This is a genomic window from Massilia sp. CFBP9026, from assembly GCF_034045165.1.
In the GTDB taxonomy this organism is placed as follows: domain Bacteria; phylum Pseudomonadota; class Gammaproteobacteria; order Burkholderiales; family Burkholderiaceae_D; genus Telluria; species Telluria arenae.
In genome coordinates, this window is the sequence record NZ_JAXCWH010000002.1 from 62,133 (window position 1) to 80,992 (window position 18,860).

Genomic DNA, 18,860 nt, shown 5'->3' on the forward strand with positions numbered 1-18,860 from the left:
TAGACGAATAGGATGGAACTGTGCTCTAAATGTGAAAAAAAACCAAGTTTTTTTGTTTCGCAAGCAATGATTTAATATTTTTCCACACCTTGCACATGCACGACGCGTAACATCCCGCGCCGTCGGCGATATACTGGCGCTCTTCCCGGCTTGCATGCCGCACTGCCCCCGAATGAACAGGAGTACGTCTTGTCGCCTGCAATCGCCTGCGCAGCAAGCGCGCAGGTTCCGTTTCCGGTCGTCGGCATCGGCGCCTCGGCCGGCGGCTTTCCTGCATTGACCGCCCTGCTGGGAGCCATGCCCGCCGATCCGGGCATGGCGCTGGTGGTCGTCCTGCACCTGGCGCCGAACGAACACAGTGTGGCGGACCGGGTGCTGCAGCGCGCCACCGCCATGCCGGTGGTGCAGGTCACCCACACGATTACCATCGCGCCGGGAACGGTCTACGTCATCCCGCCCGGCCGCTGCCTGGCCATGCACGACGGCCAGCTCCTGCTCGATGACCTGGTGCGTGTCGGCGGCGCGCCGATCGCGATCGACATGTTCCTGCGCAGCCTGGCGCTGGCGCAACGGGAGCAGGCCATCGCCATCGTCCTGTCCGGCATGGGTTCCGACGGCGCCGCCGGCCTGGCCAGCATCAGGGACGCCGGCGGCGCCACCCTGGTGCAGGCGCCGTCCGAGGCGGAGTTCGACAGCATGCCGCGCGCCGCGATCGATGCAGGGGTAGCCGGATTCATACTGGCCGCCGCCGACATGCCGGGCAAGCTGGTCGAACTGCGCGATCGCGCGGATGCGGCCCGGCCGGGCCCGGCGCAGGACGGTGGCGCGGGCGTGCATGCCGCCCGGGCGCCGGAACCGGCGCCGCCAGCGTCCCACGCCATTCCCGCCTTCGCATCGGGCGCCGGACGCGCGCCGCTGTTCTCGTTCGCCGATATCCACCTGCAAAAAATCGCCGAGCTGGCCATTCCCAGCATCCTGCTCGATGCTGGGGGCGGCATCGTGCACGTCGCGCAGCGCGCCACGCGCTTCCTGCGCCAGACCGGCGGCGAACCCACGTTCGAACTGTCCGCGCTGGTGCTGCCTCCGCTGCGGCTGGCCCTGCGCGTGGCGCTGTTCCAGGCGCGCAGCAGCGGCCAGCGCAGTTCGACCGGTCCGGTGCGCTTCGAGCAAGACGGCAAGCTCCAGGTGGTCGACATGCTGGTGCTGCCCTTCCACGACCGGTACGCGGGGCCCGGATTGATGCTGGTTCAGTTCATGGAAATGAGCGACAGCCCGCCTGCGCTCCCGGCCACGGTACCTCCGCATGACAGCATGCTGCTGTTCCAGCTGGAACAGGAACTGCGCACCACGCGCAGGCAGTTGCTCGACACGCTAGAGCAGGCGGAGCTGAGCAGCGACGGGATGCGCACCGAGGGGGTAGAGATGCACACCCTGGCCGCGCACCTGCGCAGCACGATCACCGAGCTGGAGGGTAGCCGCGAAGAACTGTACAGCCGCAACCTGGCCCTGGCGCTGGATAACCTGGCGCTGCAGCACCGCGCCGAAGTAGCCGACCGCGCCCATGACGACCTGACCAACCTGGTGGCCTCGTCCGGCGTGGCCACCATTTTCCTCGACCGCGCGATGCGCATCCTGCGCTTCACGCCGCGCATCGCCGATTTCTTCAATGTGCGGCCCGGCGACGCCGGGCGCCCGCTGCGGCACATCACCAACCGCCTGGACCGTCCGCAGCTGGCCGACGAGGCGGCCACCGTGTTCGACACCTTGCAGCCGATGGAGCGCGAGGTGCGCGCCGGCGACGGCCGGGTCTACATCGTGCGCGTCCATCCCTACCGCACCACGACCGACCGGATCGAAGGCGCCGTGATGACCTTCTTCGACATCACCAGCTGGCGCTGCGCCGAAAACGCGCTGCACGACAGCGAGGCGCGCCTGCGCAGCCTGCTCGACGGGCTGGCCGGTCAGGTATGGGAAAGCGATGGCGCGCATCCGGATCCGGCCTGGCTCGACGCCGTCCATCCCGACGACCGCGCGGCGGCGCTGCAGGCGTGGCAGGCAGCGCTGGCGCGCGGCGCCATCCTCGAGACCCGGTGCCGGATGCGCGCCGCGCACGGCGGCTGGCGCCACACCCGGCTGCGGGCGGCCCCGCTGCTGAATGTGGATGGCAGCATCCGCAAATGGGTGGCGATCGGCGTCGATATCGGCGAGCACCCGCACTGACGCCGGCCCCCACCGGCGTTACGGGACGCAAGCGATTGCGTCAACTGCCTGCCATCCCATTGCTTTCAATAATCCATTCCGGATGCGTGCCGACCGATTCGGCATGCACCGCCAGCGGCAGTCGGTTTCGTTTGAGCTGCGCCAAATGCAGGGTAAAGCGACGGCGTAACTTGATCGACGGACCGAGGCCCTCAGCGCAAGCGCCGGTTCATCAAGGAGATCACCATGTGGATGAGAAATTGTATGGCCCTGGCCCTGTTCTGCTCGGCGATCGGGCTGGCCACCGCCGCCACGGCCTACCCCGAATACCGTGTGACCATCGTCGGCCCGCCCGGCAGCAGCGCCGCCGACATCAACCTGGCCGGCGCCGTGGCCGGCAGCTATTCCGTGGGCGGCACCACCCATGCCTTCATCAACCGCGGCAAGGGCCTGGTCAAGCTGGGCGCGCTGGGCAGCGCGAGCGGCGCGGTGGCCGTCAACGACAAGGGCGAGGTGCTCGGCAACTGGCTCGCCGCCGACGGCGGCTACCGCGGCTTCATCTATTCCCGCGGCAGGCAGCGCGATATCGGCGTGATCGGCGGCGGCTCCATCTACCGCGACCTCAACAATGCCGGCTACACCATCGCCACCGGCTACGCCGACGGCGACCCGAGCGGCTACCTGCGCGCACCGAACGGCAGCGTGCGCAGCATCGGCCACCTGCCGGTCGCGCACCCAATCACCGACGTCTTTGCGCTCAACAACCTCAACCAGGTCGCCGGCAAGTCGGGGCCGCTGGTATTCCCTGAGCAGCCCTACCGCGCCGTCATCTGGACCAAGGGCAAGCTGCGCGACCTGGGCGACCTGGGATTGACGCCCAACAGCGCCAACGCGATCAACGACCGCGGCCAGGCCACGGGCTTTGCCGCGGTCAATACCGGCGGCCCGCACGACCGCGTGGCCTATTTGTACAGCAACGGAAGCCTGGCAAGCATCGATGACCTCGGCGGCGCCGAGCTCAAGTACAGCGAAGGGGTCGGCATCAACAACCACGGCCATATCGTCGGCTACAGCGACACCCTGCAAGGCTTCGTCTGGCGCGGCCGAAAGATGCAGAGCCTGAATACGCTGGTTGCCCCCGGACTGGGCTGGAACATCACGGCGCCCCAGGCCATCAACGACGCCGGCCAGATCGCCGCCACCGCGGTGCGCAAAGGCGTGCAATATGCGATCAGGCTCGACCTGATCCGGCCACACGCCCTGTGGGCGCCGGTGCAGGCCCCTGACGCGGCGGCCGAGCTGGCGGCGATCGCGCCCCTGCCGGCGACCGCAGCGGCGCTGGCGCGGGCCGAGGCCGAGGCGCAAGAGCGCGAAGCCGTGCAGGCAGTCGCGCAATGAGCGGCGCGGCGCCCGCCGCGCCGCCAGTCCCATCCATCAGGAGATCGTCATGTACATGCGGCACCTGTCGCTGGTCCTGCTGTCGTTCACGGTGGCAGGCAGCGCCCTCGCCTATCCCGAGTACCGGGTGGCGGTGGTCGGCCCGGCCAACAGCTGGGTCCATGGCATCAACAATGCCGGCGTGGTGGTCGGCGACTATCCCGCGGGCGGCGACCTGCGGCGCGCCTTCCTCAACCGCGGCAAGGGCCTGGTCGACCTGGGCGTCCTGACAGGCGTGTGGAGCTCGGCCACCGGCATCAACGACCGGGGCGAAGTGATCGGCAACTGGCGCAGCGCCGACGGGCGCCAGCGCGGCTTCATCTATACCTGCGGCAAGGCGCGCGACATCGCCGGGATTCCCGGCAAGTTCACGACCTACACCGGCATCAACGATGCCGGCTACACCACTGCGGCCGGCGCCATCCCCGAAACCGGCGAGATACGCGGCTACCTGCGCGAGCCGAACGGCGCCTTCACCCACCTGGGCGCAATTGCCTGGGAAGGCAGCGGCGCGCCGGAAACCGTTCCCGCCGCGCTCAACAACCGCAACCAGATCACCGGCCGGTCCGGGCGCTTCAATACGCCGGAGCCGGGATACCGCGCCTTCGTCTGGAAGAACGGCGTGATCCGCGACCTGGGCGACCTGGGTTCGACGCCCAATACGGGACATGCGGTCAACGACCGCGGCCAGATCACCGGCGAGGCCTACCTGCCCGTCGGGCCGCGCGACAGCTCCGCCTTCCTGTACAGCCAAGGGCGCATGATCATGCTCGATACCCGCCCCGCTACCGAGTACAAGTTCAGCGCTGGCCGCGGCATCAACAACCGCGGCCACATCGTCGGCACCAGCAACCACCTGTCGGGTTTCATCTGGCGCGGCAAGCGCATGGAGAGCCTCAACGCGCTGATCGATCCGGCAGCGGGCTGGGATATCAGCAACCCGGTCGCCATCAATGACGCCGGCCAGATCGCAGCCGTCGCCAGCCGCAACGGCGTGCGCTACGCGGTGCGCCTTGACCTGATCCGTCCGCACGTCGACGCGGCGCCGGCGCTGGAGCCCGAGGCCCAGGCCGAGCTGCTGGCCTTCCCGGCGCCGCCGGCGCTGGAGGCGGCGCTGGCCAAGGCCGAGGCGCAGGCGCAGGAACGCGAGGTGGTGCGGCCGATGGCGCAGTAGGTGTCCCTCTTATCGACCCAAAGAGGTGGCCGAACCCGTGGCCCAGTAATTCATGCCGCTTCGGTAGGTCCGGCGGCGTCGGCCCTGGCCGCCTTGACCCGCCCGAGCGCGGTTTCCGGATCCAGGCCCGCCATGATCAGGTTGATGATCTCGTGCTTGTCTTCCTGCCCGATCCACTCGCACTCCTTGCGGTGCGAGCAGAAATAGGCATACCAGGAGACGTCGGCCGGGCGCTCCTTGCGCGGCTTCAGGCGCGCCGGCACGGCGGCCCGCTTGGCGCTGGAGAACGCCGGCAGTTGCGCATCGGCGCCCGACCAGTCGAATGCGGCGGCGGCGCGCCGGTCTGCTTCCCAATCGCCGTCGTATCCCTTGGCCGGCTGCATGCTCTCCTGGTCGACCGCGAGACTCGACAGCCTTGGATAGGCATTGGCGGCGCAGAAAGCGTCGACGAAGCGCAGCTTCATGCCGATGCCGATCGGGACCGCCCGGCCGAGCACCGCGTCCTTCGGATGCAGCGAGCGCGCCAGGGTCAGCAAGTCCTTGTAGCCGATCGGCGCGCCCTGCCCCGACCTTGCGTGGTGCGCCAGCGCTTCGTAGACGCGCATGCCGACCTCGATGTCGTTGACGGTGATTTGCTGCTCTGCTCTGGCGTTGCCGGTCATGCGCGCCTTCTTGGGACGGGTGGTCGATGGCCGCCATTATGCATGATCGCGGCCGGCCGCCCGCCCCGGGCGCGCCCGCTCAGCGCGTGACCTGGCGACCGAGGAAGTCGCGCATCAGGCGTGCGATCTGCTCGCCGTCTTCTTCCAATGCGAAGTGGCCGGTGTCAAACAGGTGCAGCTCGGCCTTGGGCAGGTCGCGCAGATAGGGGGCGGCCCCTTCCGCCGGGAAGATCTTGTCGTTCTTGCCCCAGACGATCAGCATCGGCGGCTGGTGCTTGCGGAAATACGCCTGCCAGCCCGGATACAGCGGCGGGTTGGTGCCGTAGCTGTAGAACATCTCGAGCTGGATCGCCTTGTTGCCGGGGCGGTCCATATAGGCCTGGTCGATCACGGCGGAATCGGGACTGACGTGGCCGGCCGGGTCGCGATAGCCTTCGGAATACTGCCAGCGCGTGGCGTCGAATTCGAACAGGGGCCGCAGCTTGGCCGCGTTGGCTTCGCTCTTATCCTTCCAGTAGGCCTTGGCCGGCACCCAGAACGGGTTGTCCAGCCCCTCGTCATAGGCGTTGCCGTTCTGGACCACGATGGCGCTGATCCGCTCGGGATGGGCTGCCGCCAGCCGATAGCCGATCGGCGCGCCATAGTCCATCACGTACATGGCGTAGCGGGTCAGGCCAACCTTCGTGGTGAACTTGTCGATGGTGGCAGCCAGGTTGTCGAAGCTGTAGGTGTAGCGGTCCATCGGCGGCTGGTCGCTCTGGCCGTAGCCGGGAAAGTCGGGCGCGATCACGCGGTAGCGGTCGGACAGCTTCGGGATCAGCTCGCGGAACATGTGGGACGAGGTCGGGAAGCCATGCAGCAGCAGGATGGCCGGGGCGTTCTTCGGGCCGGCTTCGCGGTAGAAAACCTTGACGCCGTCGACGTCGACCTTGTGGTAGCTGACGGTGGCGGCGGCCTGTGACGCCGGTTTTGCAGGAGCCGGCGCGGCGCCGTAGGCGGGCAGGATCAGCGCGGCAAACAGCGTCGCGCAGGCGGTGAGCGCAAGGCCCACGCGATGGAAACGGAGAGCGGTCATGATCATCCTCTTTCAGGTTCATTGCTTGTGAATGGAGCGGCGCTGACAGTCACCCGTGGCAGGTAACGCTAACAGTGTGGCGCGGCCGGGCTGGTAGGAGAATCGGCGCCCGACGCAATTGACTGTTACGTCTTCAGCAATGGCGTCGCATGGCGCATCCGGCCGTGGCATGCCTGCGTATCTGGTTGTGATGTTCCATGCCTTTGTAGTCTCAACGCGATCCAGGGAGTTTTACGTGTCAGCAGCCATTTCTAACCGCATCCACGAACTTGCTCGCGCCGCGCGGATGCTTGCGGTGATCGGCGCAGCGCTCAAGCTGCGTTCCGGCGCGGGCGCCAATGTCGCCATCCATGAGCACATCAGGGAGGGGCTGCGACTGGCCCTGGGCGAAGCCGCCGGGGACCTCGACGACACACAGATCGCGCCGCTGCTCGTCGAGATCGAGATGGCGTTCGTGGAAAGCGGCGAACTGTTCAGGGAACCCGATCGCACAGCCCAGTGGAAGATCGAAGACCGCAACCATCTCCAGGCGATGGGGCGTTCCTCCAGCAATGCATTCGACCGCATACTGGGCCTTGCCAGCACACGGCCGTCCTTGCAGGCGGCGCTGGATGGCGTGTTTCTCGATGTCGGCACCGGCGTCGGCGGCGTCGCGCTGCGGGCCGCGCAGACATGTCCTGACCTCGATATCGACGCAATCGACATCTGGGAACCCGCATTGCGTCTCGCCGCCGAGAACCTGGCCGCCAGCGCACATGCCGGGCGCATCCAGTTGCGCCGTCTAGACGTAACCGCGCTCGATCCCGGGCCGCGCTATACGCTGGCATGGCTTCCGACGATGTTCATGACACTGCCGGTGCTCGAACAGGCGATCGACCGGATCGCGGCTGCTTCGCGCAGCGGGGGCTGGCTGATTGCGCCGCTGTATACCAGTCCGGACGACCCGTTCATGGCGGTGATGTCGTCGTTGCGCACGCTGCGTAGCGGGGGCGAAGTCACGCAAGCCGCGCAACTCGAAGCGCTGCTTCGTGAGCGCGGGTATGTCGATATCGAGGTAGATGTGGGGCCGATAGCGACCTTCGTCATGGGCAGGCTTGCCTGAACCTGCGCAGCGAATCGAGGCTGACGCCTTTACGAGACCGGAACTGGTCCGGAAACACAAAAGGCTTACGCGGGAAATTCGCGTAAGCCTTGTTTTGTTTGGTAGGCCTCCCGTGAGTCGAACACGGCACCAACGGATTATGAGTCCGCTGCTCTAACCAAGCATGAGCTAGAGGCCCAGAAACTGGAACGGTAGAAGTAGAACTCGCCACCTGCTCACCGGCTGAACACCAGATGAGCGAAGTGGCGAGAGCATATTGCCTTTACTGCTGGTACGTCAAGCCTGCAACAACAATCAGCTGCTGCCCTCGAGGAAGCTCTTCAACTTGTCCGAACGCGATGGGTGACGGAGTTTACGCAGCGCCTTCGCCTCGATCTGGCGAATCCGCTCGCGCGTCACGTCGAACTGCTTGCCCACTTCTTCCAGCGTGTGGTCGGTCGACATCTCGATGCCGAAGCGCATGCGTAGCACCTTGGCTTCGCGTGGCGTCAGCGAGTCGAGCACGTCCTTGACCACGCCGCGCATCGAGGCGTGCAGGGCCGCGTCCGACGGCGCCAGTGTGTTGTTGTCCTCGATAAAATCGCCCAGATGCGAATCGTCGTCGTCACCGATCGGCGTTTCCATGGAGATTGGCTCTTTTGCAATCTTCATGATCTTGCGAATCTTATCTTCCGGCATTTCCATCTTGATCGCGAGCGTCGCCGGATCCGGTTCGGCGCCCGTCTCTTGCAAGATCTGGCGCGAGATCCGGTTCATCTTGTTGATCGTTTCGATCATGTGCACCGGAATACGGATCGTGCGCGCCTGGTCCGCGATCGAGCGGGTGATCGCCTGGCGAATCCACCACGTCGCATACGTCGAGAATTTATAGCCGCGACGATATTCGAACTTGTCCACCGCCTTCATCAGGCCGATATTGCCTTCCTGGATCAGGTCGAGGAATTGCAGGCCGCGGTTGGTGTACTTCTTGGCGATCGAAATCACCAGACGCAAGTTAGCCTCGGTCATTTCGCGCTTGGCCTTGCGGGCCTTCATTTCACCAGCCGCCATTTGACGGTTGATGTTGCGCAGGTCTGGCAGCGGCAGTACGACGCGTGCTTGCAGGTCGATCAGGCGTTGCTGCAGTTCCTTGATCGTCGGGATGTTGCGGCCCAGGATGGCGCTATAGGCGTGGCCGGCGTTGACTTCACCGTCGACCCAGTCCAGGTTCGTTTCATTGCCCGGGAAGACCTTGATGAAGTGGGCGCGCGGCATGCCGCAGCGATTCACCGCGACGTCGAGGATCTGCTTCTCGATGTGGCGCACTTCGTCGACCTGGCCGCGCAAGGTGTCGCACAGCTTCTCGACCACCTTGGCCGTGAAGCGGATGCCCAGCAGCTCGCTCGAGATCGCTTCTTGTGCCTTGACGTAGGCTTTCGAGTTATAGCCGTCCTTCTCGAAGGCCTTGCGCATCTTGTCGAATTGCTGGCCGATCTCGTCGAACCTGCCGAGGGCGGCCTGCTTGAGCGCTTCGAGCTGCTCGGCCGAGTAGCCCGCAGCGGCGCCGGTGCCGGTCGAGGCTTCTTCTTCCTCTTCCTCTTCCTCGGCGTCCTCTTCGTCTTCCTCGTCGTCGTCGGAGTCGGTCGAGGTCGGGGCGACCGCCGTCGGCGACGTATCTTCGCCTCCTTGCGGGTCGACCATGCCGTCGACGATCTCGTCGATCTTGATCTCGTCGCGCTCGATCTTGTTGGCGGCGTCGATGATCTCGGCGATGGTCACCGGGCAGGCGGAGATCGCCTGGATCATGTCCTTCAGGCCGTCCTCGATGCGTTTCGCGATCTCGATCTCGCCTTCGCGCGTCAGCAGCTCGACCGAGCCCATCTCGCGCATATACATGCGGACCGGGTCGGTGGTGCGGCCGAAGTCGGAGTCGACCGTCGACAGCGCGGCCTCGGCGGCAGCCTCGGCTTCGTCGTCGCTCGTGGCGTTAGGAACATTATCGGACAGCAGCAGCGTCTCGGCATCGGGTGCATGCTCGTAGACGGCAATGCCCATGTCGTTGAAGGTGCCGATGATGCCTTCGATCGCTTCCGGATCGACGATATTCTCGGGCAGATGGTCGTTGATCTCGGAATACGTGAGGAAGCCGCGCTCCTTGCCCGACTTGATCAGGGCCTTGAGCTTGTTGCGGCGCAGCTCGAGTTCTTCCTCGCTGGCCTCGGTATCCGACGAGAACGCATCTTTCAGCAGCGCTTTTTCTTTGGCTTTGCGGTCCTTGGCCTTGGCCTTGTCCGCCGCTTTCAGCTCGGCGCGCTCGACCGCGTTCAGTGCCGCGATCTCGTCGTTTTCGGGGGTAAATTCCTTCGGCTTGCGACCACGGCGTCCCGGTACCTTGACGGAAGGCAGGACGTAGCCCGACGTATCGATCGCGGCCAGGGTGGCCGCATCGGTCGTCTGACTGACAGGCGCTGGGTTCGCCGTACGAACCTCGGCCTTGTCTTGCGAATTGTCCGCCTTGGCGGCAGACGCTCTCGTGGATTTCGCGGCCACGTTGGTTTCGGGTTTCTTGGTTGGCACAGGCGCTTTCGATGTCACAACGACTAACTTTACGATGGTTAAAAATAAAGTTTTGTTACCTTACATCATCCTGCAGGCACAAATCCATGGGCCTCGCTAACTGAAACACCACGCGTCCAATTGAACCGAAAATGGTTTCAACAGTTGCAATAGTTAGCGTTTTATTATAGCACGCACCCCACCTTTTTCCAGTTGCGAGCGCCTGGGCATCCAGGGCGGAGCTAGGTGATCATCGGGGTGCCATCTCGGCAGCGGCCTCGCGGGCCAGAAGGTCCTGCTGAGCAACAATCTCGCGGTAGCGAGCACTTACCTGATCTGGGGTCAGACCAGAAGAAAACAACTGGTTTAGCTCCTGTTTTAACGAGTCCACCTTGATCTGTCGCACAGAACTTAACAGAACAATGCGGTCTCCATCGACCTCATTTTCCGGTTCCGCAGCGATTTCGGCGATCATCGCATCGTATTCGTTTGTCACTTCCCTGAGCTGCTGGGACAGGGCCGCAAAGGTGCCGTGTTCGCCCAGTGCTTGCGCGGTCTCGACCAGGTGGCGCAGGCGATCAGAACTTTCCTCTCCAAAATAATCGAAGGCCGTCAAAGCCTGCTCGTCGAGCTGCAGGGCCAGGTGCGGGTGCGCGACCAGGATGCGCAGCATCTTGAGCTCGAGCCCTACCGGCTCGGGCCGCCCCTGGCGCGGCGGCGCACGGCGCGCGGTCGCCACCGGCTTGGACAACTCGAACAGGCTTTCGATCTCCGCCGGCGTCGATTGGGTCATGCTGGCCAGGCCGCGCACGATCTGCAGGCGCAGGCTCGACGGCGTCATCGCCTGCAGCAGCGGCTTGGCCTCGAACTGGGCGTGGGCGCGCCCTTCCGGCGTGTCGAGGTCATGTTCCTGCGTCACTTCACGCAACAGGAATTGCGACAGCGGCATCGCGTCGGTAATCTCTTGCTCGAAGGCTTCGGCCCCGCGCTCGCGCACGAAGCTGTCCGGGTCGTGCTCCTGCGGCAAGAACAGGAACTTGATCGTCTTGTCGTCGCTTACCTGCGGCAGGCAGGCCTCCAGCGCGCGGCGCGCGGCGCGGCGGCCGGCCTTGTCGCCGTCGAAGCTGAAGATCACGTCGTCGGTCTGGCGCAACAGCTTTTGCACGTGGGTCGTGGTGCAGGCGGTGCCGAGGGTGGCGACCGCTTGCGGGAAACCCAGTTGGGCCAGCGCGACGACGTCCATATAGCCTTCGGTCACCAGCACGTAGCCGGCGTCGCGGATCGCCTGGCGCGCCTCGAACAGGCCGTACAGTTCCAGGCCTTTCTGGAACAGCGGCGTTTCGGGCGAGTTCAGGTATTTCGGTTCGCCGCCGTCGAGCACGCGGCCACCGAAGCCGATCACCTGGCCTTTGGTATTGCGGATCGGGAACATCACGCGCTCGCGGAAGCGGTCGTAGCGGCGCTGGTGGTTGCCCTGCTCGTCCACCTTGTCGATCACCAGGCCGGATTCGACCAGCACGTGGGCATCGTAGTCAGGGAAGATCGAGCGCAGGCCGTCCCAGCCGGATGGCGCGTAGCCCATGCCGAAGCGGGCAGCCACTTCGCCCGTCAGGCCCCGGTTCTTGAGGTAGGCGATGGCGTTGGGCGCTTCGCGCAACTGGCCGCGGTAAAAATTGCAGGCCTGGGTCAGCGCATCGGTCATGGCCAGCGTCTGCGCCTGCTGGGCGGCGCGCTGGGCCGGCGGGATCCGGTCGTCGGCGTCGGGCACGATCATGCCCGCGTTCTGGGCCAGGTCCTTGACGGCATCGACGAAGCCCATGCCCGAGTACTCGATCAGGAAGCCGATCGCGGTGCCATGGGCGCCGCAGCCGAAGCAGTGATAGAACTGCTTGGTCGGGCTGACCGTGAAGCTGGGGGATTTTTCGTTATGGAATGGGCACAGGCCCATGAAGTTGGCGCCGCCCTTCTTGAGCTGGACGTAGCGGCCGACAATGTCGACGATGTCGACACGGTTAAGTAAATCGGTGATGAAAGTTTGCGGAATCACTTGGCGTTACACAGTGTTTGTCTATAGTCAGACTATACCGCAGCGCTTGCTGCAAGTTGATATGCAACAAGATGATGTCCCCGCACGGTAGCGCGCCGGGGCATCTCGTGGCTTATCGATCAAGCGCCGGCCAGGGCCTTCTTGACCAGGCCCGACACCACGGTCATGTCGGCACGGCCCGCCAGCTTCGGCTTGAGCACGCCCATCAGCTTGCCCATGTCTTGCGGACCGCTGGCGCCGGTGGCGGCCACGGCGGCGGCGACTTCGGCGGCGATTTCTTCGTCAGACAGGCCGGCAGGCATATAGGTCGACAGGATGGCCATCTCGGCCTTCTCGATGTCGGCCAGGTCGGCGCGGCCGCCGGCTTCGAACTGGGTGATCGAATCCTTGCGCTGCTTGATCATCTTTTCGATCACGGCCAGCACCTGGGTGTCGTCCAGCTGGGTCTGTTCGTCGAGTTCCTTGCGCTTGACTTCGGCGATGATCAGGCGCACGGCGGCCAGGCGCCCGCTTTCCTTGGCGCGCATCGCTGCTTTCATGTCTTCGGTCAGTTGTTCTTTCAAGCTCATGGAATCTCCGTATTCGGTGGTGTAACTGGATCTGTGCCGAGACAGCCTGTGGCGTGGCACAAACGACAAAACCCGCTGCGGCGAAACCGAAGCGGGCTTGCGGACATCAGCGACTCGCCGGGACAGACATCGCCGTCACCGGGTCTTGGCCGGCTGAGCTGTAATTAGTACAGTTTCTTCGGCAGTTGCTGGCTGCGGATGCGCTTGTAGTGACGCTTCACGGCAGCTGCCAGCTTGCGCTTGCGCTCTGCGGTTGGCTTTTCGTAGAACTCGCGCGCGCGCAGTTCAGTCAGCAGACCGGTTTTTTCGATGGTGCGTTTGAAGCGACGCATTGCGACTTCGAACGGCTCGTTTTCTTTAAGGCGGATAGTGGTCATGTAAAAATTGAACCGTTGGATTTAGACAAGAACGAAATTCTAGCATCGTTTGTCGATCAATGGAAGCGTTTATGTCGCTGTCAATCGCGGTGTGCCGCGATTGACACATCAGCCATTGGCCAGCGCCAGGCCGGCCGCGACACCCGATGCCCAGGCCCACTGGAAGTTGTAGCCACCCAGCCAGCCGGTGACGTCGACCGTCTCGCCGATGAAGTACAAACCCGGCACTTTATTGGCCATCATGGTCTGCTGCGACAGTTCCCTGGTGTCGACACCGCCCAAGGTCACCTCTGCCTTGCGATACCCTTCCGAGCCGGTAGGTACGATAGCCCAGCGATTGATCGCGTCGCCCAGCTGGCGCAATTTTGCGTCGGCCATGTCGGGCAGGCGCGCGGCTGGATCAAAACCATTGGCCGTCAGCAAGCCGTCGGCCAGGCGCGCCGGCAGCCATTGGGCCAGCACATTGCCCAGCTGCTTTTTTTCGGTCTTCTTCAGGCCGATCAGGGTCTCCGCCACGTCCATCTCGGGCAGCAGGTCGATCACGATCGGCGTGCCCGGCTGCCAGTAGCTGGAAATCTGCAGGATCGCCGGTCCGGACAGGCCGCGGTGCGTGAACAGCAAATCTTCGCGGAAATGGCCGCGCAAGTTCCCCTTCCCTTTCGCGCTGCCCGTGCTCACCTCGACCTCGAGCGCGATGCCGGCCAGCGGCACGAAGGGCTCCCAGCTGGGGCCGTCGAAGGTCAGCGGCACCAGGCCGGGACGGGTGTCCACCAGTTTCAGGTCGAACTGTTTGGCGATGCGGTAGCCGAGGTCGGTCGCGCCGATCTTGGGGATCGACAGGCCGCCGGTGGCGACCACGACGCTGTCGACCAGCAATTCGCCGCCATCCGTGTCGATCGAGAAACCGGTCTCCAGTTTTTGCACATCCGCCACCTTGCACGGCATGCGCCATTCCACGCCGCCAGCATCGCACTCGGCGCGCAGCATGGCGATGATCTGTTCGGCCGAGTCGTTGCAGAACAACTGGCCCTTGTGCTTTTCGTGGTGGCTGATGCGGTATTTTTTCACCAGCGCCAGGAAATCCTGGGCCGTGTAGCGCGACAGCGCGCTCTTGCAGAAGTGCGGATTCTGCGACAGGTAGTTTTGCGGGCCGGCATTGATATTGGTGAAATTGCAGCGGCCGCCACCGGAGATGCGGATCTTCTCGGCCAGCTTGCCGGCATGGTCGATCAGCACCACGCGCTTGCCCTGCTGGGCCGCCACGGCCGCGCACATCATCCCGGCCGCGCCCGCGCCGATCACCGCCACATCGTATTGTTTTGCCATGCTTGCTGCTTCCCGCCGTCCGTCGAACCCGCCATTGTAATGCCAGCGGCGGGTCCCGGTCAGCAGCTATTCCAGCGGCTGGCTGCGCGCGCGGATCTTGCGCGACACTTCCACGCAATACGCCACCTGGGTCGCGATCGAGGCCGGCACCGGCACCTCGCCGCGCAGCGCGGCGCCGATCCAGGCCGCGGTGGTGGCCGCGTCACGGCCATCGGGCACCTCGGACAAGTCGTCGGTCGGCGCATCGCGCTCTACCAGCAGCGCGCGCTGGCCGGCATGGAACCAGTCGATGCGCTGGGCGCGGTGCGGGTGGGCCACGGTCTCGCCCTCGGTGCCGCGCATAAGGAAAGCGTCGCCTTGCGTCTCGCTATCGACGCCCTCGAAGAATCCGCCCAGGGTTTCCAGGTACTCGGGGTGGGTGTACGACACCAGGCGCAGCGCCGGGCCGTCGAAGGGTTGCAGGATCTTGACCAGGGTATGGGTCGAATTGCGCACGCCCAGCACCCGCCGCAGCGACAGCATCTGGGCCAGCCGCGGGGCCAGGTGCTCGATCGGCATGAAGGCCGGACGCAGGTGGACGAACTCGTTCTGCACCTCGGCCGCGGTCGTGGCTTCAGTCAGGCCCAGCGCCCCCAGGATCTCGGCGGTGGTCACGCGCCCCGGGTCGGTGCGCACGCCATGCACCAGCGTCGGCACGCCTTCGCGCGCCAGCAGCAGGGCCAGCAACGGCGTCAGGTTGGCCAGCTTGCGCGCGCCGTTATAGGTCGGGATCAGCACCGGGGCGAACTCGCCGCGCGGCGTGGGCAGGGGCGAGAACGAGGCGGCGGCGGCGTCCATGAAGCCGCCGAGCTCTTCCACGGACTCGCCCTTGATGCGCATGGCGAGCAGGATGGCGCCCAGTTCCAGGTCCGAGACCCGGCCTTCCAGCATGGCGGCGTAGAGCGCGCGCGCATCCTCGCGCGTCATGCTGCGCGCGCCTTTGACGCCGCGGCCGATTTCCTTGATGAAGGGGGCGGCGACAAAGCGCTCGATATCATTCGTGTCGGTAGTCATGGCAAAAGGATACACGGGAACGGGATTGACCTGCAGCACAGGCAGCAGCGGCATAGGGTTTTTGCGATATCGCTTATGCACGTGCAGCAATTTCCGTCTACACTGGCCGATCCACCTGAAAAAAACCAGACAGCATCATGACCAGCACGCCTCAAATCGAAAATACCAACGTCAGCTCGTTCACCCGCATGCCCACGCCGGTCGAGCTCCATGCGACCCTGCCGCTGAGCGAGCGCGCCTATGCGACCGTCATGGGTGGTCGCGAGACGCTGCGCAATATCCTGGATCGCCAGGACAAGCGCCTGTTCGTCGTGGTCGGCCCCTGCTCGATCCACGATCCAGAAGCCGGCCTCGACTATGCGCGCCGCCTGAAGGCGCTGCAGGACGAAGTCAGCGAGACCATGGTGCTGGTGATGCGTGTGTATTTCGAGAAGCCGCGCACCACCACCGGCTGGAAGGGCTATATCAACGATCCGTTCATGGACGACTCGTTCCGCGTCGACGTCGGCATGGAACGCGCGCGCCGCTTCCTGCTCGACGTGTGCGAGCTGGGCTTGCCGACCGCGACCGAGGCGCTGGACCCGATTTCACCGCAATACCTGGGCGACCTGATCGCCTGGACCGCGATCGGCGCGCGCACCACCGAATCGCAGACCCACCGCGAGATGTCGTCCGGCCTGTCCACGCCAGTGGGCTTCAAGAACGGCACCGACGGCGACGTCAGCATCGCGATCAATGCGGTGCTGTCCTCGGCCAATCCGCATGCCTTCCTGGGCATCAATGGACAGGGTTCGGTATCGATCGTGCGCACCAGCGGCAATGCCTACGGCCACGTGGTGCTGCGCGGCGGCGGCGGCCGGCCGAACTACGATTCGGTGTCGGTGGCGATTGCCGAACAGGCGCTGACCAAGGCAAAGTTGCCGGCCAACCTGGTGGTCGACTGCTCGCATGCGAACAGCTACAAGAAGCCGGAATTGCAACCGCTGGTGATGTCGGACGTGATCCAGCAGATTCGTCACGGCAACCAATCGCTGGTGGGCGTGATGATCGAGTCGAATATCGTCAGCGGCAGCCAGGCGATTCCCGCCGACCTGTCGCAGCTGACCTATGGCTGCTCGGTGACCGATGGCTGCATCGGCTGGGAAGAGACCGAGAGCATGTTGCGTCAAGCGCACAAGGAGTTATTACAGCGTCCGTGAATTAGAACGAACCGTACGGTAAAATCGACGGTTCTGCCTAATTCAAACTGCTCCTCCCATGATCGTTCTCGGCGTCGAATCCTCCTGCGATGAAACCGGCTTTGCTCTGTATGACACCGAGCGCGGCCTGCTGTCCCACGCCCTGCACTCGCAGGTCGCCATGCACGAGGAGTATGGCGGCGTGGTGCCGGAACTCGCTTCGCGCGACCATATTCGGCGCGCCATTCCGCTGCTGGACGAAGTCCTCAAGCGCGCGGATCTGCCGGCGTCGAATATCGACGCCATCGCCTACACGCAAGGCCCGGGCCTGGCCGGCGCGCTGCTGGTCGGCTCCTCGGTCGCCTGCAGCCTGGCGCTGGCGCTCGATAAACCCGTGCTCGGTGTGCACCACCTCGAGGGTCACCTGCTGTCGCCGCTGCTCGCGTCCGAGCGTCCGGAATTCCCCTTCCTGGCCCTGCTGGTCTCGGGCGGGCATACGCAATTGATGCGGGTCGACGGCGTCGGCAGCTATACCTTGCTGGGCGAGACCCTGGACGACGCGGCCGGCGAGGCCTTCGACAAATCGGCCAAGCTGCTGGGCCTGGGCTACCCGGGCGGTCCGGCGATTTCTCGCCTGGCGGAGTTCGGCGATCCGACCGCCTATACCCTGCCGCGCCCTATGCTCCACAGCAAGGATTTCAATTTCAGCTTCTCGGGCCTGAAGACGGCGGTGCTCACCGTGGTCAAGAACCACGAAGAAAAGGTCATTGCCAATATCTGCGAGCAGGACAAGGCGAACATCGCGCGCGGCTTCGTCGATGCGATCGTCGACGTGCTCACCGCGAAATGCGTCAATGCAATGAAGCACACGGGCCTGAAGCGCCTCGTGATCGCGGGTGGCGTCGGCGCCAACAAGCAATTGCGCGAATCGCTGAACGCGGCCGCCGCCAAGCGCAAGTTCAAGGTCTATTACCCGGAGCTGGAATTCTGCACCGATAATGGCGCCATGATCGCCTTCGCCGGCGCCATGCGCCTCGAGCGCAACCCGGCGCTGGCCCAGCGCGATTACGCCTTCACGGTGCGCCCGCGCTGGCCACTGGACGAGCTCGAAGCTGCATAAATAACAAGGGAAGCGCTCGAATTCGCCATTGAACTTGCCAGCCTGACATCGATCCTACCGTGTGACCGTTGCTCGCCAAACGGTGGCAATATCCGTCGATCAAGATTTACGGAGGTGAACAATGCGCGTAGTAAGCTGGAATATTCGTTGGGGTTGTGGCAAGGACGGCAGGATACGCATCCACGCGATCATCGACGTGCTGCGCCGGCTGAACCCCGATGTGATCTGCCTGCAGGAGGTGGCCGCCAACCACCCCGAGCTCGAGGGCAGCGCCAGCGCCAACCAGTTCAAGCAGCTCAGCGGCGCATTCGGCGGCTACCACGCGATGGAGCACGCCCCGAGTGAAATCTACAAGAACAACGTTCCGCGGATGTTCGGCAACCTGATCCTCTCCAAGTACCGTATCTCGCAGGTGCACCGTCACTTGCTGCCCTGGCCGGCTGATCCGGAGCACCCCGCCGGCATGCCGCGCGGCCTGCTCGAAACCGTGATCGATGCGCCGACCGGCAAGCTGCGCCTGCTGACCACCCACCTGGAATACTATTCGCCGCCGCAGCGCATGGCGCAAGTGGCGCGCATCCGCGAGCTGCATGCCGAAGCCTGCGCCCGCTCGCGCCTGTTCCAGCCCGATCCGAACCTCGATGCGCCGTTCCAGCTGGGCTTCCGGCCCGGTTCGGCGATCCTGTGCGGCGACTTCAATTTCGCGCCCGATGCACCGGATTACCAGGCGCTGCTGGCGGCGCCCGAACCCGGCGCGCTGCCGCTGGTGGACGCCTGGCGCGTGCTGCACGGCGACATGGCGCGCGCACCGACCACCGGGCTGCACGGTTTCCCGTGGCCCGAGCGGCCTGAGTGCTATGACTATTTCTTCGTGACCGACGACCTGGCGTCGCGGCTGACGGCGCTCGACGTGCAGTCGGAGACGGCGGCGTCGGATCATCAGCCGGTGGTGCTGGAGTTGACGTAGCTTTCCATGCTAGAGCCACATGGGACATATGCAGTATTA

The 18,860-nt window shown here is 64.7% G+C and carries 15 protein-coding genes and 1 tRNA gene; 7 read left to right on the forward strand and 9 right to left on the reverse strand.

Annotated features, from left to right (window positions below; translation table 11 throughout):
• Nucleotides 1–189 precede the first annotated feature (189 nt).
• The 3 genes from SOM28_RS04395 (at nucleotide 190) to SOM28_RS04405 (ending at nucleotide 4,810) form a co-directional block, all read left to right on the forward strand.
• Nucleotides 190–2,220 (forward strand): chemotaxis protein CheB, encoded by a 2,031-nt coding sequence (locus SOM28_RS04395; protein ID WP_148044002.1) that lies wholly within the window; start codon nucleotides 190–192, stop codon nucleotides 2,218–2,220.
• A gap of 243 nt (nucleotides 2,221–2,463) precedes the next feature.
• On the forward strand, nucleotides 2,464–3,597 hold the full coding sequence (locus SOM28_RS04400) for an HAF repeat-containing protein (RefSeq protein WP_320467360.1): 1,134 nt from the start codon (nucleotides 2,464–2,466) through the stop codon (nucleotides 3,595–3,597).
• Between the two features lie 49 nt (nucleotides 3,598–3,646).
• The gene (locus SOM28_RS04405) at nucleotides 3,647–4,810 is read left to right on the forward strand and encodes an HAF repeat-containing protein (RefSeq protein WP_123069717.1); all 1,164 of its coding nucleotides are present in this window, start codon (nucleotides 3,647–3,649) and stop codon (nucleotides 4,808–4,810) included.
• 50 nt (nucleotides 4,811–4,860) lie between these two features.
• Here the strand turns inward: SOM28_RS04405 and SOM28_RS04410 are convergent, their stop codons facing one another.
• Together SOM28_RS04410 and SOM28_RS04415 are read right to left on the reverse strand one after the other, a co-directional pair.
• Entirely contained in the window at nucleotides 4,861–5,472 is a 612-nt protein-coding gene (locus SOM28_RS04410) for a hypothetical protein (protein WP_123069718.1), read from the reverse strand.
• 79 nt (nucleotides 5,473–5,551) lie between these two features.
• A complete protein-coding gene (locus tag SOM28_RS04415) occupies nucleotides 5,552–6,547 on the reverse strand; it encodes an alpha/beta fold hydrolase (RefSeq protein WP_123069722.1) in 996 nt (331 codons plus the stop codon).
• Nucleotides 6,548–6,782: 235 nt separating this feature from the next.
• On the opposite strand from SOM28_RS04415, the gene SOM28_RS04420 reads away from it, so the two are divergent.
• Nucleotides 6,783–7,649, forward strand: a complete 867-nt coding sequence (locus SOM28_RS04420; RefSeq protein ID WP_320467361.1) for an SAM-dependent methyltransferase — start codon at nucleotides 6,783–6,785, stop codon at nucleotides 7,647–7,649.
• Between the two features lie 99 nt (nucleotides 7,650–7,748).
• Here the strand turns inward: SOM28_RS04420 and SOM28_RS04425 are convergent.
• The 7 genes from SOM28_RS04425 to ybiB form a co-directional block, all read right to left on the reverse strand.
• Nucleotides 7,749–7,827 (reverse strand) — tRNA-Ile (locus SOM28_RS04425).
• A gap of 116 nt (nucleotides 7,828–7,943) precedes the next feature.
• Nucleotides 7,944–10,205, reverse strand: a complete 2,262-nt coding sequence (gene rpoD / locus SOM28_RS04430) for an RNA polymerase sigma factor RpoD (RefSeq protein ID WP_320467362.1) — start codon at nucleotides 10,203–10,205, stop codon at nucleotides 7,944–7,946.
• 229 nt (nucleotides 10,206–10,434) lie between these two features.
• Nucleotides 10,435–12,231, reverse strand: coding sequence for a DNA primase (gene dnaG / locus SOM28_RS04435; protein ID WP_320467363.1), 1,797 nt, complete (start codon nucleotides 12,229–12,231; stop codon nucleotides 10,435–10,437).
• A 119-nt stretch (nucleotides 12,232–12,350) separates the two neighbouring features.
• Nucleotides 12,351–12,800, reverse strand: coding sequence for a GatB/YqeY domain-containing protein (locus tag SOM28_RS04440; RefSeq protein WP_109346388.1), 450 nt, complete (start codon nucleotides 12,798–12,800; stop codon nucleotides 12,351–12,353).
• A gap of 164 nt (nucleotides 12,801–12,964) precedes the next feature.
• On the reverse strand, nucleotides 12,965–13,177 hold the full coding sequence (gene rpsU / locus SOM28_RS04445; protein ID WP_005665410.1) for a 30S ribosomal protein S21: 213 nt from the start codon (nucleotides 13,175–13,177) through the stop codon (nucleotides 12,965–12,967).
• Between the two features lie 108 nt (nucleotides 13,178–13,285).
• Nucleotides 13,286–14,503, reverse strand: coding sequence for a BaiN/RdsA family NAD(P)/FAD-dependent oxidoreductase (locus SOM28_RS04450; protein WP_320467364.1), 1,218 nt, complete (start codon nucleotides 14,501–14,503; stop codon nucleotides 13,286–13,288).
• A 66-nt stretch (nucleotides 14,504–14,569) separates the two neighbouring features.
• Complete coding sequence (gene ybiB, locus SOM28_RS04455; protein ID WP_320467825.1) at nucleotides 14,570–15,556, reverse strand: DNA-binding protein YbiB; 987 nt, start codon at nucleotides 15,554–15,556, stop codon at nucleotides 14,570–14,572.
• Nucleotides 15,557–15,693: 137 nt separating this feature from the next.
• On the opposite strand from ybiB, the gene SOM28_RS04460 reads away from it, so the two are divergent.
• From SOM28_RS04460 to SOM28_RS04470, 3 genes are all read left to right on the forward strand, one after another.
• Nucleotides 15,694–16,755 carry a 3-deoxy-7-phosphoheptulonate synthase gene (locus tag SOM28_RS04460; RefSeq protein WP_123070437.1) on the forward strand — a complete coding sequence of 354 codons (1,062 nt, stop codon included), beginning with the start codon at nucleotides 15,694–15,696 and terminating at the stop codon, nucleotides 16,753–16,755.
• Between the two features lie 58 nt (nucleotides 16,756–16,813).
• Entirely contained in the window at nucleotides 16,814–17,854 is a 1,041-nt protein-coding gene (gene tsaD, locus SOM28_RS04465) for a tRNA (adenosine(37)-N6)-threonylcarbamoyltransferase complex transferase subunit TsaD (RefSeq protein WP_320467365.1), read from the forward strand.
• A gap of 121 nt (nucleotides 17,855–17,975) precedes the next feature.
• The gene (locus SOM28_RS04470) at nucleotides 17,976–18,821 is read left to right on the forward strand and encodes an endonuclease/exonuclease/phosphatase family protein (protein WP_123070439.1); all 846 of its coding nucleotides are present in this window, start codon (nucleotides 17,976–17,978) and stop codon (nucleotides 18,819–18,821) included.
• Nucleotides 18,822–18,860: the final 39 nt, after the last annotated feature.